18 protein-coding genes and 1 riboswitch are annotated in these 14,735 nt (G+C 47.2%); of the genes, 8 read left to right on the top strand and 10 right to left on the bottom strand.

Annotation, left to right across the window (positions count from 1 at the left end; all coding sequences use genetic code 11):
• Positions 1-2: 2 nt before the first annotated feature.
• Positions 3-410, bottom strand: a complete 408-nt coding sequence (locus LCM29_RS04605; protein ID WP_214782839.1) for a hypothetical protein — start codon at positions 408-410, stop codon at positions 3-5.
• Positions 411-579: 169 nt separating this feature from the next.
• On the opposite strand from LCM29_RS04605, the gene LCM29_RS04610 reads away from it, so the two are divergent.
• The 5 genes from LCM29_RS04610 (at position 580) to LCM29_RS04630 (ending at position 5,269) form a co-directional block, all read left to right on the top strand.
• Positions 580-1,473, top strand: a complete 894-nt coding sequence (locus LCM29_RS04610) for a hypothetical protein (RefSeq protein WP_224861191.1) — start codon at positions 580-582, stop codon at positions 1,471-1,473.
• Between the two features lie 71 nt (positions 1,474-1,544).
• Positions 1,545-2,210, top strand: a complete 666-nt coding sequence (locus LCM29_RS04615) for a response regulator transcription factor (RefSeq protein ID WP_224861193.1) — start codon at positions 1,545-1,547, stop codon at positions 2,208-2,210.
• Complete coding sequence (locus LCM29_RS04620; RefSeq protein ID WP_224861195.1) at positions 2,207-3,553, top strand: sensor histidine kinase; 1,347 nt, start codon at positions 2,207-2,209, stop codon at positions 3,551-3,553. The genes LCM29_RS04615 and LCM29_RS04620 overlap by 4 nt, the downstream gene beginning before the upstream one ends.
• A 67-nt stretch (positions 3,554-3,620) precedes the next feature.
• Entirely contained in the window at positions 3,621-4,634 is a 1,014-nt protein-coding gene (locus tag LCM29_RS04625) for an ABC transporter permease (RefSeq protein WP_224861197.1), read from the top strand.
• The gene (locus LCM29_RS04630; RefSeq protein ID WP_224861200.1) at positions 4,631-5,269 is read left to right on the top strand and encodes an ABC transporter ATP-binding protein; all 639 of its coding nucleotides are present in this window, start codon (positions 4,631-4,633) and stop codon (positions 5,267-5,269) included. The genes LCM29_RS04625 and LCM29_RS04630 overlap by 4 nt, the downstream gene beginning before the upstream one ends.
• Here LCM29_RS04630 and LCM29_RS04635 read toward each other — a convergent pair.
• Positions 5,259-5,669, bottom strand: a complete 411-nt coding sequence (locus LCM29_RS04635) for a hypothetical protein (RefSeq protein ID WP_224861202.1) — start codon at positions 5,667-5,669, stop codon at positions 5,259-5,261. The two genes, LCM29_RS04630 and LCM29_RS04635, sit on opposite strands and share 11 nt — an antisense overlap.
• A 179-nt stretch (positions 5,670-5,848) precedes the next feature.
• Here LCM29_RS04635 and LCM29_RS04640 point away from each other — a divergent pair, with 179 nt between their 5' ends.
• Positions 5,849-6,772, top strand: a complete 924-nt coding sequence (locus tag LCM29_RS04640; RefSeq protein ID WP_224861204.1) for an alpha/beta hydrolase — start codon at positions 5,849-5,851, stop codon at positions 6,770-6,772.
• On the opposite strand, the gene LCM29_RS04645 is transcribed toward LCM29_RS04640, so the two are convergent.
• Positions 6,705-7,400, bottom strand: coding sequence for a CPBP family intramembrane glutamic endopeptidase (locus tag LCM29_RS04645; RefSeq protein WP_224861206.1), 696 nt, complete (start codon positions 7,398-7,400; stop codon positions 6,705-6,707). The genes LCM29_RS04640 and LCM29_RS04645 overlap by 68 nt on opposite strands.
• An 86-nt stretch (positions 7,401-7,486) precedes the next feature.
• Here LCM29_RS04645 and LCM29_RS04650 point away from each other — a divergent pair, with 86 nt between their 5' ends.
• Positions 7,487-8,170, top strand: coding sequence for a lytic transglycosylase domain-containing protein (locus LCM29_RS04650; RefSeq protein WP_224862738.1), 684 nt, complete (start codon positions 7,487-7,489; stop codon positions 8,168-8,170).
• A 28-nt stretch (positions 8,171-8,198) separates the two neighbouring features.
• Positions 8,199-8,789: a DUF1643 domain-containing protein gene (locus LCM29_RS04655; protein ID WP_074035263.1), complete on the top strand. Its 591-nt coding sequence runs from the start codon at positions 8,199-8,201 to the stop codon at positions 8,787-8,789.
• Between the two features lie 13 nt (positions 8,790-8,802).
• On the opposite strand, the gene LCM29_RS04660 is transcribed toward LCM29_RS04655, so the two are convergent.
• The 7 genes from LCM29_RS04660 to LCM29_RS04690 all read right to left on the bottom strand — a co-directional run bounded on the left by LCM29_RS04660 (position 8,803) and on the right by LCM29_RS04690 (position 14,727).
• Positions 8,803-9,537: an energy-coupling factor transporter transmembrane component T family protein gene (locus tag LCM29_RS04660; protein WP_224861208.1), complete on the bottom strand. Its 735-nt coding sequence runs from the start codon at positions 9,535-9,537 to the stop codon at positions 8,803-8,805.
• A complete protein-coding gene (locus LCM29_RS04665; protein WP_224861210.1) occupies positions 9,519-10,862 on the bottom strand; it encodes an ABC transporter ATP-binding protein in 1,344 nt (447 codons plus the stop codon). Before LCM29_RS04665 ends, LCM29_RS04660 begins: the two co-directional genes overlap by 19 nt.
• Entirely contained in the window at positions 10,855-11,430 is a 576-nt protein-coding gene (locus tag LCM29_RS04670) for an ECF transporter S component (protein WP_224861212.1), read from the bottom strand. Before LCM29_RS04670 ends, LCM29_RS04665 begins: the two co-directional genes overlap by 8 nt.
• Positions 11,423-12,013 carry a Ykof family thiamine-binding protein gene (locus LCM29_RS04675; protein ID WP_224861214.1) on the bottom strand — a complete coding sequence of 197 codons (591 nt, stop codon included), beginning with the start codon at positions 12,011-12,013 and terminating at the stop codon, positions 11,423-11,425. The genes LCM29_RS04670 and LCM29_RS04675 overlap by 8 nt, the downstream gene beginning before the upstream one ends.
• Before the next feature lie 82 nt (positions 12,014-12,095).
• A riboswitch (TPP riboswitch) is annotated at positions 12,096-12,196 on the bottom strand.
• A gap of 59 nt (positions 12,197-12,255) precedes the next feature.
• The gene (locus tag LCM29_RS04680; RefSeq protein ID WP_224861216.1) at positions 12,256-13,455 is read right to left on the bottom strand and encodes a GTP-binding protein; all 1,200 of its coding nucleotides are present in this window, start codon (positions 13,453-13,455) and stop codon (positions 12,256-12,258) included.
• A 111-nt stretch (positions 13,456-13,566) separates the two neighbouring features.
• The gene (locus tag LCM29_RS04685) at positions 13,567-13,833 is read right to left on the bottom strand and encodes a hypothetical protein (RefSeq protein WP_224861218.1); all 267 of its coding nucleotides are present in this window, start codon (positions 13,831-13,833) and stop codon (positions 13,567-13,569) included.
• A 12-nt stretch (positions 13,834-13,845) separates the two neighbouring features.
• Entirely contained in the window at positions 13,846-14,727 is an 882-nt protein-coding gene (locus LCM29_RS04690) for an SMP-30/gluconolactonase/LRE family protein (RefSeq protein ID WP_224861220.1), read from the bottom strand.
• Positions 14,728-14,735: the final 8 nt, after the last annotated feature.

The raw sequence follows: 14,735 nt of genomic DNA on the forward strand, positions 1-14,735 counted from the left end.
GTTTACCAATAGCTTGGTTCATCAGGATGTAACATCTCATATTCGACAATTCGTCCGATGGTCAAATACGTATAATACCGCGCCAGTTCAACTCGACTTGGGTCGGGACGAAATCCTTCTAAATCTTCTCCGAGCGGAGAGCCGTCGATTGTCTCAAATTGCTGACAAAAAAAAGACTCTGTTTCTGCATCCCAGACGATACGATCCCCGATATATCCACTTCCAAAGCGAATGTAGTCGATGATGGACGGGACGATGACTTCAGCTGGTAACCGTTCACTCATCCGTCCGACTAGTTCGTATCTGATTCGGTCTGCCTGATCCGCTTCTTCGAGGGAGACACATTTTAATACTTCTTTATTGATTTCAATCAAGACAACATAATCACCAGGTTCGATGGAGAGCTTCATTGTCTCACCTCACTTTTCATTCCTTCATCCGATTCTCTACACGTTACTATTCGTGATGGGATGTGGAAATCCTGTCCATTCCGTATGTTTTTCCAAATCTCAGTTGAATTCGCAACGATTGCATGGTTTTTGATATACTATTCGTATGAATCTAGAGAGGAAGTGCACCATGGCCAAACGACCGTTGACCCCTCGTGAAAGTGAATTGATTGCGACCGCTTTATATGTCGTCGAGACGATTCCATACGCAGGATATATCGACCGTCTCGAATCACTCACGTTACGAGACATCGCTGATGACTATTTGAATGGTACACTACCTGCCGCTGACGCGATTGACGCGCTTGACCAATATATTTATGTTCGACGCCATCGTTTCAAAAATGTGACGCCCCACAACCTTTGGACGTTGGATGATCGCACCGAACAAGAAGCGCTGCGTCACATCTCGAAACGACCTGAGTTGAAAAAAGGACAGACGCTGAATAAGCGGAACCAGCCGTTTCAAGTCGGACAAGACATTGAGTTTAAAGTGGACAAACATGTCGACCGGGGGCAGTTCCGTATTTATATCGGAAAACAACAAGGGTATACATGTAAAGCACAGTCTAAAGAACGGGACAAAATGAAATCGGTCACGGGATGGGTCACTCATATCGATCCAAAAGACCGCTTAGTGTTTGTCAACGTCACGGATTTCGGACGTTTGCCGATGGAACAGTCGATGAAGCAAGAACTCGAATCGATGAGTGCCTCATTACTCGGATGGTTCGCGACGGCGACCCTTCCTTCCGAAGAAGAAGCTCTACTTGCAAAACAAATGATTGCCACCCTTCAACGTCGCGATCAACCGTTTTGGTTTACGTTGACAACCGCCCTTAATCATCCGAGACCAGAACACGTCAAACGTTGGGGAACAGTTGTGAATCTGCTCTTAAAAGCATCAACGGGCGATCAAAAAGCGATTCAGACATTAGAGACACAAGAAGATAAGTATTTCAAAGATGCATTCATCCGTGCGCTTCGCGCCTTGCACGAGGAAATGACGAAACAATTGAACTGATTCGACTCGAGGTGACGCCGTATGGGTCACCTCGTTTCGCGTGTATAGTTTTAAAGAAAGGAACGATTGACATGCGTTTACTCATCGTGGAAGATGACCCTTCTATTTTACGTCTTGTGAAAGAGACGTTCGAAGATGCAGGTCACGATGTTTTCATTGCAACAGACGGGAAGTCAGGCGAGCAGCTATATAGGACTCAGTCGATTGATGCAGCGATTATCGACATAATGCTACCAAGTATAGATGGTCGGGAATTGTGTCGCCGCCTGAAAACGGAACTTGATATTCCTGTCATTTTATTGACGGCACTCGGCGAATGGGAAGATAAACGTCAAGGGTTTGAGCACGGGGCAGATGACTATATGACAAAACCTTTCATCCCGGAGGAACTACTATTCCGATTACAAGCCGTTTCAAGGCGATATAACCGCTCATCTGCTTCGCGTATTCAAGCAGGACCGCTACAGTTGGATTTAACCGAATATGAAGTGAAACTCGACGATCAATTGTTCTACCTTCCCAAAAAAGAGTTTGAACTATTGTTTCAGCTCGCTTCATTCCCAGGCAGGGTATATCGTCGCGAAGAGTTGATTGAGCTCGTATGGGGATTTGATTTCGAAGGAGATGAACGAACCGTCGATGTGCACATCAAACGACTTCGTCACAGGTTCGACCACCCTGCCCTTTCAATTCGGACAGTGCGCGGTGTCGGATATTCACTAGAGGTATTGAAATGAAGACATTATATACTCGAATCATTCTCACCATGTTTTTTATTCTGCTCATTTCTGGAGCCATTTCGTTATTGATTAGTAATGTCGCTTACTATACGTGGTGGCAACCTTCCTATAGTGAGAAGACCGAGGCAATCGCAAAACAGGCGTCGACCTATTTCTCAGAACATACCGATGCAGACGAAGACGCATTTTATTCTTTTTTGGCTGCGACAGGTTACCAATTGGTAGTGATTGATTCGACAAATACACGATTGCGCTATGGTGGTTCGTTTAGAGATGAATCGATTCCTGACGATGTGATTTCATCTGTTCGTGAAGGCACACCTTATCAAGGAATGCGTGATTTCCCATTTCACCTGTTCCTTTTAGGGCTGTTTGATAATGAATTGACGAATACGTACGGATGGACACTCGACAATGGGGATGTCGTCTTCATTCGACCTGACCTGAGTGCCCAAATCCGAGAGCTTCACCTTTTCGTCGGCATGTTCTTCGCACTCGTTACCATTCTCGCGTTCAGCTTGATTGCGATGTCGACTCGTTCGCTCGTTCGACCGTTAAAAACGCTCACAGCCGCGACGACTGACGTGGCCATGAGACTAGAGCCGAAACATCTGCCTATTGAACGAAAAGATGAAATCGGAACGTTAGCGAGACAGTTCCAAGAGATGACGAATGTGATCAAGCAGACCGAAGCACGGCAACGTCGATTCGTCTCGAATGTCTCTCATGAGTTTCAGTCACCTTTGACGTCACTCGTCGGCTATGCGGAAAAGTTGGCTGATGATACCGACGGTGTATCGAAAGAATATGCACGCGTCATCGAACAAGAAACGAGACGTTTATCTCAATTGACCAAACAACTCTTACTGTTATCTCGTTTAGATGAACATCCTCCGACTCTTGCGTCGGATGTGAACGTGTTACAGTCTATCTCAGAGGTCATACAGATGAACGCCTTTTTGCTCGACCAAAAAGGGATTGCCGTCATGACCGACATTCCGTCTGATGTTAAATTGAAGAGTGACCCCGTCCTCCTCGCACAAGTGTGGAACAATGTATTAGTCAATGCCATTCATGCTTCAAACGATGGTGGAACGATCCGAATCAGATGCACCGTCAATCCTAGGGTATGCGTCTCCTTTATCGATGAAGGAATCGGAATGGATGAGGAGACGAAACGTCATGTATTTGACCGATTTTTCAGAGGCGATGCCGCACGAACGACTCAGGGAACCGGGTTAGGCCTCGCCATCACATCAGACATCATCGCCTTGCACGGTGGACAGATCACCCTCGAATCGACTAAAGGGATCGGGACGACGTTCCATCTTCATTTTTGACGCTGTTCATATTCCGTTCATATTGAACGATTACACTTCCTTCATAGAACTTGAAGGAGGTTTTTTTATGCAATTAGGATGGAAAGAAATGTGGCGACAAAAACGAAAGTTTTCGATGCTGTTCGTGATCACGCTCATGATCGTCATGTTAACGACCTTGATCACGGGGCTTGCAGACGGACTAGCATATGACAACGGTTCTGCCCTACACGAATTGAACGTTTCAACGTATAGACTCGACAAAGATTCAGATGGCCAGTTGACGCGCTCCTTTTTGGACGTCCCAACTGATGCTTCAACTGAAACGATGAGTGTCCGCCCGCTCACGGTCACAATTGATGGAAAGAAAGAGGAGGTGACGCTCTTCGCCCTTCCTAGCGGGAGCAAGATTGGGCCAGTAGAAGGTCTACAAAAAGGTGAAGTGGTCTTCGATTCTAGCCTTTCAGAGAACGTGAAGATTGGTGATACCTTGACCGACTTCGTGTCAGCGTATGACTTTACAATCGCTGGTGAGGCCCTCGGAAGATACAGCCATGGCCCCGTCCTCTATACGACAAATGAAACGTGGTTCGACTATTTACGATATTCCGAACAACGTCCATATGTATCTGCCGTGATTGGAGCACATGATTCGGCATCCGATACACTCACGATGAGTCAACAGGAAATCATCGAATCTGTTCCCGGTTATAGCGCCGAGCAGAGCACATTTACGATGATGCGGGCATTCTTACTGGTCATCGGAACCTTTATTTTGACCGCATTCTTTTATCTGTTCACCTTACAAAAGCTACCGGAACTCGGTATTTTGAAAGCAATCGGTCTTTCCCCACGAATCATCGGACAGGCATTGCTCTTCCAAGTCATCGTCATCGTATCATCCGCTGTCGCGGCGTCCATCGCGATTATGTATATCGCTGATGCCGTGATTCCATCGTCGATGCCATTTATCGTCGATATCGGTCACGTTTCTCTATTTGGTTCCATGTTCATCATCTTATCGATTCTTGGTGCATTCCTTCCGCTCTGGAAGCTTCGCCAAATCGACGCGATTGAAATTATAGGAGGGAAAGCATCATGAGACTAGAGCATGTATCGCATCAATTCGATGGTCAGCTCGTTCTGAACGATATCAATTTACACGTATCACCCGGAGAATGCATCGCTATCGTCGGTCCAAGTGGGAGCGGGAAGAGTACGTTGTTATATATTCTCGGTCTACTCCGAAAACCAGATCAAGGAACATTCTCCATGAATGAACAAGATGTGTTTGATTTGGACGAGGAAAAACGACGGCTTCTCCGACTACATGAAGTCGGGTTTGTATTTCAACAAGCACATCTGATCCCTTATCTGACAGTGCTCGAACAGCTCGATCTCATTCAAGAAAATAAGGATGCCGACGCAAAACAACTGCTAGTGAAGCTTGGATTAGAACATCGATTACATCATCTCCCGACGACACTCTCTGGAGGAGAAAAACAACGCGTCGCCGTCGCTAGAGCCTTGATTAATTCGCCACAACTCATTTTGGCGGATGAACCGACGGCGAGTCTAGATTACGAGAACGGACGGCGTGTGATGGAGTTGCTGTCACAACAAGCACATCGTGAAGGACGAAGCGTCGTCGTCATCACGCACGATGAACGCATGCTCGATGTATGTGATCGTGTACTGCGTGTCATCGATGGCACATTGACTGAGGTCAATAGCTAAACATCGGTTCACGTTGACAGATTTGTTGAAGCTGATGCGTGAGCCAGCCACCGAAACGTACGGTGACCCCGATCTCTCCCTGTTGCGAGATGTCGGCACCTTCAATGACCATGAACCGCTCCGCAATATGATTTGATTCGAGTCGTATACCCGAGAGACAGGCAAACGCACGGACGACCTCTTCTGGTCGGCATCCCGTCGATTTTGCGATTTCCTGAACCTCGGTGTGCAGGCTCGTTTTATTGTGTAGAAAATAACGATCGAGCAACAAATCAAACACGAGACCAACGATTCGCTCGTCACCGTCACATGTCCATCTAAAGGTCACATCTCTTTCGAATGCCCCATTTGGATTACTCAACACACATTGAATCATTCGATAGCTATCCGCTCGTTCCATCACTGTTCTGATCCCCTTTATAGATTGTTTATCGATCATAGCGTGTATCATTATGTGATGCGAGAAGAGGATTGACATATAAACTTTGAGGTTATGGGACGTAAGAACCCAACTTACGTCAGAAAACAGCACGATTTCTCTTCGTTTCGGGTACAATTACGTTGAAAGGAGTCGATCATATGCAACGAAAATGGCAAATCGGATTAGCTTCACTTTTCACTGGTTATTACGCAATCAGCTACTATGCTTTCAAACGGATGACTCGAGGGAAACGGAAAACACCGGAGATGTTACTTGCTCCATACACGGAAGAGGACCGTGCCTTCTATCATGATGTCCCATTTGAACACGTCTCCATACAGTCGAGGGACGATTATCGACTCTATGGTCGAATTTATCGGAATGACGCCTCGACGAAATGGATTGTGTTTGTACATGGCTATACCGCTTCACATAGTTTTATGGCGCCTCATCTCGCCATGTTCCATCGTCTCGGATATAACTTGCTTGCTGTCGACTTAAGGTCACATGGGGAATCCGAAGGCGTTTATGCTTCTTACGGATATCATGAAAAAATCGATATGATCGATTGGGTCGAATGGTTGAAAACGAATGAAACAGTCGAACAAATCGGTCTTCACGGAGTCTCGATGGGTGCAGCGACGGTCCTTCAAACGACTCCGCTCACAGACGTCGATTTTGTCATCGCAGAATGTCCGTTTGACGATATGGGGCATTTGATGCGATACCAATTGAAAGAATTGCATCGGATACCGGCAGAGCTCTTCCTTCCCGGAATCAATTATTTCTTATGGTCTCGTGCCGGGTTCACCATGAAGCAAGTACAACCGAAAAAGGCCGTCACTGAAACGACGACCCCAATCTTATTCGTACACGGCTCAAAAGATGATTTCGTCCCGACGTGGATGTCAGTCGAGATGAACGCGTTGAACCGCCAAAACGATTTGCTCTTGATTGACGGAGCAGAACATACAGATTGTATGATCAAGGACGCCCCTGCATATGAAGATGCGGTCAATGGTTTTTTGCATCGACATGGATTGGTCCAGCAATCAAGTCAAGTAGTACATGCAAGACCATGACCGGCCATAAGACACCCATACCTAAATATAGGAGACCGAGACCAAAACCGACAATGCCCGTCGTCAATACTCCTTTGACGCCTTGATAGGCATGTGCGATGCCGAAGAGTGCCCCACCAATTAGCGCAAGAGTGACGTTCGACCCATCGATATATAGTGTAATCGTATAAAGCAGAACGCCTCTAAAGATGAACTCTTCGGTCACACCTGCTGTGACCGAGACGGCACTCCATTCCTGTTCCTCTTTCTTCGTTCTAGGCAGGAGGAGCTTTTCTAAATCAAGCTCATAGTACGGGCGTAGGACACGTCGTAATCGGGATGAGGTCTTGACTAACAGATAAAAAACGAGTGTCACTGTGACGAGAATACATGATAGGAAAAAGACTTGCCACGCCTGTTCGTTGCCTGGTTCTGGCGAAAATGTCAAACCTACTTCCGATGGCGGTACTTGAAATAAAAAAATGAGAGCTACAATCAACAAGGTCAGTCCCCATGCTGATTTAACGGTTTGGTCGTATACCCACGTCCGTCCTTTCGTCTCAATCAATGGACGAATCAGTTTTGCGTTAAAGATTTGGACGATCAACATGTATCCAATAATTGCCGTGAAAATCAATCGTTCGAGCATCCATATCCACTCCTGTCCTTCCTCTTAGCTATATGCTACACTATTCGGGTATTGTCTAAAAGCTAGGAGGCGGTATCTTGAAACGTATGATGCTGCGACTGACCGGTTTCATCATTGTACTCGTGCTTTTGCTCGGGGCAATTGGCTGGTTCGGTCAACATGATAAAGTAAACAATGGATTGTATCGAACCTATTATGGCGAGCACGGTGTACCGAACGCTAATCTCACTGTGTATCAGGACGCCGCGGAGGCATACGATGTGGACTGGCGTCTGCTTGCTGCTGTACATCGCGTCGAGACGATCTTCTCACACAGTTCTTCGATGCGCTCCTCTGTTGGGGCAATCGGACCATTTCAATTTATGCCTCGCACTTGGCTAGGTTGGGAATATGATACGGATGATCAAAAAGGCGATGTTCCAGAAGACGAAGTCGATCTGACGGATCTGGCTTTAATCGAACAATACGGGGGTCTCGGTCGTGACGGGAATGGCGATGGCAAGGCAGACCCGCATAGTCTTGTTGATTCTGCCCACACGGCGGCGTATTATTTAAGTGAACACGGCGGGAAAAAGACAGATTCAGTCACATCGATACGGAACGCCATCTTCGAGTACAATCGAAGTGAGCAGTATGTCACTGATGTCATGACATACTATGAGAATTATGAATCAAGTGTGACGGTCATCCCGGATGAGCGGGACACGTTCAGTCAACATGTCGCTTATTATACGATTCGATACGTCGAGTGGTTTAAGACACTCGGCTGATGTTTACATGAAAAAGTGAGGAATGGAAATGAATACGCATATAGAAGAAGTAACCATCCGCGTAAAATCGATTTTCAACGAAGACAAAACGAAACGTTATTTGCGAACGTATGAGTTCACGGATGTCGAGGATGGAGTAATTTGTGCCGTCATCATCTATTCACCGCGTATGAGCGATGCCTTTTTATCAGGTACGACAACGCAACGTGCTTATATGTTGATGCAAAATCATTTGTCGCAACCGATTCGGGAGATGCGTGTCATCAGTCTCGTGCCAACACTTGCCATCAACGATAATCTTCCATATGTGGAATCGCAGCTCGACGAGACGAATTATCACTATGTCGAAGAGACGTTACAAGAGGTGGAAGCGAGCGGCGGAATGATCATCGTCGGTTGGGGCTCGCCTGGTCGATTGATGCACCATGCGACATCCTATAAATCGCTCTTTGCCGATTACGAGTCCAATATGTACTGTATCGGTACGACCGCTAAAGGTGAACCGCAACAGATTCGTATGGCCAACGAGAACACGGTGCTCGAGGCGTTCAACAATGAATCGGTAAAACCAAAGTTTCGGATTGTGAAGGAAACGAAGAAGGAAGATGACTCCATGTGAGTCACCTTCCTTTTTATATGCCCGCCCAGATGGCGATTCCAAATAACGTGAGTAATACACCTGACCAAACAAAATCACTTGATTTGACCTCAACCTTGTCATAAATCGTTCGTTTTCCACTCGTGAACCCTCTCGCTTCCATCGAGAAGGCGATGCGTTCGGCTCGTCGGATCGAACCTGCAAGGAGTGGCAACAGTAATTTCGGAACGTGCCGAAGGCGTTCCCATTTCGTGTTGAACGGTACACCTCGCAGCTGATGTGCATATTGGAGTTGCTGTAGCTCACGCTGCAACAATGGGATGAAACGGAACCCGACAAGGGCACTATAGGCGATTGTTGGCGATAACTTCGCCTGTTGCATCAAACTCATAACGAATCGCTTTGAATCCGTTGTCATCATGAAAAGAAGGGAGAGGACCGTGAACGCCAGGACACGAAGACTAAGGGCAACGGCAATACGTCTCTCTTCATCTGTGATGTCCTGACCGAGTATGGTCATCCACGTCTCTCCCTCAAGATTTTTCCCAAACACGAGCGTCGTCCAAAACGTACCGATCGCCGTGATGAGAAATGGAATTAAGAACATTCCCCATTTCTTCCACGATACGTCTGTCGCCACCAGCTGAATCAGTAGCGTACCGACAATGATGACGAGCGGGGTCCTAGGGTTATAGAACAGCGCCAGACCGAACATAATGAGCGTCAATGTCACAAATTTCACCGTCGGATTCATGTCATGGAGTGACATCGTTCTCCCCTCCCCTTCAATCGATAATCAAGGAGCATCTCTGTGTTCTGCCATAGTTCATCCCCGAACGGTCCCGAAAGTTCCCCATCCTTCATCAAATAGAACGTATTGGCGATATTGGCGAACGATAGGTCATGGGTTACGAACAGGATGGTCTGCCCTTGTTCCGCATGCCGCTTCATCAGCGCCTCGAGTGCATGGAGTGACGCTTCGTCCTGACCTGCAGTCGGTTCATCGAATGCAAGCAATTGCTTATTCGATAGCGACTGGATTCCAACTGCGAGCCTCCGTTTTTGACCATGGCTAAGGGATAACGGATGGAGGAATCTCTGATTATGAAGCTCCATGTCAGATAACACGGTCTCAATTGATGTTTCGTGACCAAACTGCAACTCTCGCACAACGGAGTTCATAAAAAATAGATGTTCTGGTGATTGTGGCACGAGTCCGACCCGATGATCGTGTTCTGTTAAGCTTCTTAAAAATGTCGACTTCCCGCTCCCATTCGGTCCGAGAATGGCAATCACTTCTCCAGCCCGGACGTGGAGCACCGTCTCGTTGAGCTGAAACGAATCACGTCTGACCTCTTTAACCTTGTAGCGTTGAATAGCTGAGAGTGACGCGTTCGACTTCACAAATGAAAAATCCTCGACCGAACGGAATGATTCATTCCTAACGACACACCCTCGCTCTAACTCAATATGCCAGTCAAAGTAATCTCCCCATAGATGAGGGCGATGCTCGACGACAATGACGTTCAGGTCTTTCATCTTGTCGAGCCATTTTACAAATTCTTGCGCGGTCACTGGGTCTAGATGCGTCAACGGTTCATCGAGCAGAAGCCATTCCGGTCTTCCGACTAGAGCGCACGCAACAGCAATCCGCTGTTTCTGTCCGCCTGACAACGAATCGATTTTTCGGTTTCGATAATCACTCAACTGTAACGATTCGAGGATTTCCGTCACGCGTTGTTCGATATCTGAGACAGGTGTCGACAAGTTCTCAAGTGTGAAGATCAGTTCTTCTTCCACCCGTTCCATGACAAATTGCGTATCCGGGTCTTGAAACACCGTCCCAACCCGCTGATTGATTTCGCCAGGTGCATAGTCGTCGTATGATCGTCCAAGTAGTTCGAGTCTACCATCAAGGATTCCGTCACAATTCTCCGGATAGAGACGGTTGAATAGCGCGAGAAGTGTCGACTTCCCGCTCCCGCTCGCCCCACTAAGAATCGTACGACCTTGACGGATTGAAACGGTCACGTCTTCAAGAATCGCCTCAGAACTCTCTAGAAATCGAAAATGAAGTGACTCTGTCTCAACCATGGACGTTCCCACTTCGTGAAATCGCATAACCGCGAAGTGATCCTGTCTTCAGCAATAGGTCACTGAGCAACTTCCCACCGATTCCAGCGATGACCATCCCACTGATGGCTCTCAGCCCGAACATCGTCGCCACATAACCTGGCTCTAACATCGCGAACCCACTCATGAAATATGTATAGACGAAACTCGTGACAGCCGACCCAAATCCGGCAAGCATGAGTACCCATAGCTCATAACGTCTGTAGCCCGTCATCGCAAAGACGGCTTCTGCCCCTAAACCTTGAACAATGCCGACCAAGATGATGCGTGGCCCAATGGCATTCCCAATCAACATCTCAATCGTTGCGGCCATCACTTCTGAGATGAATGCCGCCCCCGGTTTGCGAATGATGTATGCCGAGATAATCGATACGATAAACCAGATGCCAAAGATCCACTCGTAGGCGATGGGACCGATCAACCCTGCCCACAAGTTACCGATATGAACGAACAATAAATAGACGACCGCGAAGACAACAGATAATACGGAGACAAGGACGACTTCTTTCAATTTCCACGATTTAAGCATGTCGCCCTCCATGTGACGGACTATTTACGCTGAACGTCACCGTCATGACAACATGTTGGTTCTTTTCGCGCGTCCGCTTAAAAGCCGCCTCATAGTACGAGAACACGTCATCTAAGTTCCCATGAATGCCTGATGCATAATGCATCGACTCGTTATAGACACCAGTCTGTTTTGCTTGCTCGATTTCTTCATAGATGAGTTCCATGTAATTGTCAGCACCCATCGGATAGAGTGCGAACTGCGAAGACACATACTGGTCTCTTGATGCACCGTTTGATGGTTCGCTCGGAGCCTCGAGTGCCTCATCTCCCGTTGAATCTCCTGGACAACCGACAGAGAACGTTCCGCTCATCGAGACGTGCTTCCCTTCCTCCGAAGCAAGACTCAACACCGTTCGAGCGACGTCAAACACATGCTCGACTCGTCCACGGATGACCGTCGACACGTCATCCGTATGTCTCCACACACCTGACAGATCCGTTCGTTTTAGAGCACCTTTGATTGTCCCGACAAAATCGTCTGTCATCGGGCTCAGTGTGAATCGAAACCCGACAATCGGACTCGTACCACATGATTCATTCATTCTATTTCCCCCTCTAAATGTGTTTGCATAAAAAAAGCCGCATTCATGAGAATGCAGCAACAAAATCTATACAAACTTGCATAGAGAAAGTGCCGCACTTCCTCACGCCAGTATTATCTGGATCGAGTTATAAGGGATCGGAGCCATGCTCTCATCTCAGCCGAAGCACCCCTAGTGCAGTCATTATTATGCGGTTACTTATGCAGTCACAGTATAGCGATGTTTTAATCTTTTGTAAACGGTCAATCTGAATACGTGACGAATTGACCTGTACCAGGGAGCGGATCATGGAGCGTATCCCACGATGTTTCCATCTCCTCATCCGTCAACAAGCAAGTGTCAAGTGACCGCTCGACCGTCTCCCGGTCCATTCGTTGACCGATGAGGACCAATTCGTTCTGTCGGTCTCCGTACGGCTCGATGTAGTCTTCGCGCAGTTCAGGTTCGGTTGCAAACATAGCCTCTCGTTCACTCTCCGGAAGTGTCGCTAACCAACGCCCCGCATGTTCGAGCGTTGATGCATACCCAGCTTGTGAAAACAGACAAGCGAGGTCGTTTCGTGTCGCAATCCACAAGAAACCTTTGGCACGAACAATTTCTTCAGGGTAATGTTCCATCCAATTCATCAAACGCTCAGGATGGAATGGTCGACGCCGACGGTAAACGAACGAACTGATACCATACTCTTCTGTCTCCGGCGTATGTTCTTCCGACTCAAGTTCTTGAATCCAACCTGCGGCGCGCATCGCTTGGTCAAAATCGAACAACTGGACGTCTAGTAGGTCGTCTAACGCCACATTCGAGTAGGTCGACGTCAACAACTTAGCACTCGGATTGAGCGTTTTCAGTAAGCCCTTCATCTCCTGCAGTTCTTCTTCAGATACCCTGTCCGCCTTGTTCAAAACGATGATGTCCGCAAACTCGACTTGGTCGACGAGTAGGTCGACGACTTCACGCACGTCACCTGTATCGACGGCTTGTTGACGTTCCATAAGCGATTCACCGGAATTGAAATCTTTAAAGAAACGGTATGCATCGACGACGGTGACCATCGCATCGATATAGACACGGCTCGTCAAATCGATTCCGAGCGCGTCGTCAGCATACGTGAACGTCTGTGCAACGGGAATCGGTTCAGAGATACCAGAAGACTCAATGATGATGCCATCGAGGTCGCGATCTTTCGTTAAATCATAGACAGCTGTCAACAAATCTTCGCGAAGCGTGCAACAGATACATCCGTTCGAAAGTTCGACTAATTTTTCATCCGTCCGGGAGAATCCTCCCTGCTCGATCAACTTCTCATCGATGTTCAATTCGCTCATATCGTTCACGATGACGGCATATTTCTTGTGATCTCGGTTATGTAAGATGTGGTTAAGCAGCGTCGTCTTGCCGCTACCAAGATACCCCGAGAGTACCGTAATTGGAATTCGTTTCATGATATATCCTCCATTTAAATCGTAATGATTACTTTTTATATAATGGAATGGGAACATCTTTTTGTCAACAAAAAAACACGCCTCACGGACGTGTTTTCGAAGAAAGTATAATCATTCTTCCAACGCTCTTCGTTCTGCCTCTGAGCGTGGGTAAGCGTTCGCCTGCCATTCAGCCCGATAAATCGAGTCGAGTTGAGTCAATCCGACTTCATCCTCATCTTTGTCTGAATCGACGCTCGGCACCTCATCCCACTTCGGGTCGAGGTACGAATGGTCTTTTTCACGTGCTCGATTTTCTTGGATCTTTTGAATCCCCATCTTAACTGCTGCAGCAACTGCCAACCCAATACCTGCTCGAACCAACAGTCGTCTCACCATCGTATTTCCTCCTCAGCGACCGAAACGATACAATGGCATCCCTTTCACTTCTGTGTCGACGATAAATACCGATCCCGCATCCGGATATTTGGAAAGCGCCTCCTCATCCATTCCTTCACGAGCCGTCGTGATGGCTAATCGATTTAGTCCATCCCCGATAAAGGCGCATGAGGTGACATTCGGTGCAGGAACATGCACTTCCAATAATTTATTACCTGTCGATGGGTCCCAACGTGACACTCGTCCACCAGCATAATGTGCAATCCATAGACAGCCTTCAGAGTCGGACGTCATTCCGTCAGGAAAACCTTCTTCCTCTGAGAAATCAACGACGACCTCTCCGTTTGAGAGCGTTCCTGACTTCAAATCAAAATCATATTTCCGAATTTTTTCAGTCGGTGTATCGATATGATAAAAAACGGAATGGTCAGGCGACCATGTCAACCCGTTCGAAAGTGTCAATTCATCCATGAGTGATGTTGTCGTTCCATCTCGATCGACTCGATACAATGTCGCTTCGTTTTCTTCATCCTCAAGATGGAGCGTACCTGCAAAAATACGACCATATGGATCGGCTTTCCCGTCGTTGAAACGTAATCGACCATCAGGGTCATCCAACTCGACAATCTTATTTAAATCTCGATTAATTTCATCCCATTCATAGATTCCATCTTTCAATCCAAGGACGACACCATCTGTCACTTTTGGAATGACAAAACCGACCTGTTTCCCAACTTCAAAAGAAGAAATCTCGTCTTCTTGCTCGTCATACCACCATAACGTATGACCTTCAATATCTACCCAATAAAAACGCTTTAACTCAGCATCCCAACAAGGACCTTCACCAAGCGTATTTCGTACCCGAATCCATAACGACGCATCTACTTTCTCCATTACTTAGC

The organism is Exiguobacterium aestuarii (genome assembly GCF_020171655.1).
Lineage (GTDB): Bacteria > Bacillota > Bacilli > Exiguobacteriales > Exiguobacteriaceae > Exiguobacterium > Exiguobacterium aestuarii_A.

Coding starts and splice junctions, on each gene's coding strand:
- LCM29_RS04670 (WP_224861212.1), bottom strand. CDS start 11,430: ATGCTTAAATCGTGGAAATTGAAAGAAGTCGTCCTTGTCTCCGTATTA.
- LCM29_RS04650 (WP_224862738.1), top strand. CDS start 7,487: ATGATGCTGCGACTGACCGGTTTCATCATTGTACTCGTGCTTTTGCTC.
- LCM29_RS04660 (WP_224861208.1), bottom strand. CDS start 9,537: ATGTCACTCCATGACATGAATCCGACGGTGAAATTTGTGACATTGACG.
- LCM29_RS04635 (WP_224861202.1), bottom strand. CDS start 5,669: ATGGAACGAGCGGATAGCTATCGAATGATTCAATGTGTGTTGAGTAAT.
- LCM29_RS04640 (WP_224861204.1), top strand. CDS start 5,849: ATGCAACGAAAATGGCAAATCGGATTAGCTTCACTTTTCACTGGTTAT.
- LCM29_RS04630 (WP_224861200.1), top strand. CDS start 4,631: ATGAGACTAGAGCATGTATCGCATCAATTCGATGGTCAGCTCGTTCTG.
- LCM29_RS04665 (WP_224861210.1), bottom strand. CDS start 10,862: ATGGTTGAGACAGAGTCACTTCATTTTCGATTTCTAGAGAGTTCTGAG.
- LCM29_RS04690 (WP_224861220.1), bottom strand. CDS start 14,727: ATGGAGAAAGTAGATGCGTCGTTATGGATTCGGGTACGAAATACGCTT.
- LCM29_RS04655 (WP_074035263.1), top strand. CDS start 8,199: ATGAATACGCATATAGAAGAAGTAACCATCCGCGTAAAATCGATTTTC.
- LCM29_RS04625 (WP_224861197.1), top strand. CDS start 3,621: ATGCAATTAGGATGGAAAGAAATGTGGCGACAAAAACGAAAGTTTTCG.
- LCM29_RS04685 (WP_224861218.1), bottom strand. CDS start 13,833: ATGGTGAGACGACTGTTGGTTCGAGCAGGTATTGGGTTGGCAGTTGCT.
- LCM29_RS04620 (WP_224861195.1), top strand. CDS start 2,207: ATGAAGACATTATATACTCGAATCATTCTCACCATGTTTTTTATTCTG.
- LCM29_RS04680 (WP_224861216.1), bottom strand. CDS start 13,455: ATGAAACGAATTCCAATTACGGTACTCTCGGGGTATCTTGGTAGCGGC.
- LCM29_RS04610 (WP_224861191.1), top strand. CDS start 580: ATGGCCAAACGACCGTTGACCCCTCGTGAAAGTGAATTGATTGCGACC.
- LCM29_RS04605 (WP_214782839.1), bottom strand. CDS start 410: ATGAAGCTCTCCATCGAACCTGGTGATTATGTTGTCTTGATTGAAATC.
- LCM29_RS04645 (WP_224861206.1), bottom strand. CDS start 7,400: ATGCTCGAACGATTGATTTTCACGGCAATTATTGGATACATGTTGATC.
- LCM29_RS04615 (WP_224861193.1), top strand. CDS start 1,545: ATGCGTTTACTCATCGTGGAAGATGACCCTTCTATTTTACGTCTTGTG.
- LCM29_RS04675 (WP_224861214.1), bottom strand. CDS start 12,013: ATGAATGAATCATGTGGTACGAGTCCGATTGTCGGGTTTCGATTCACA.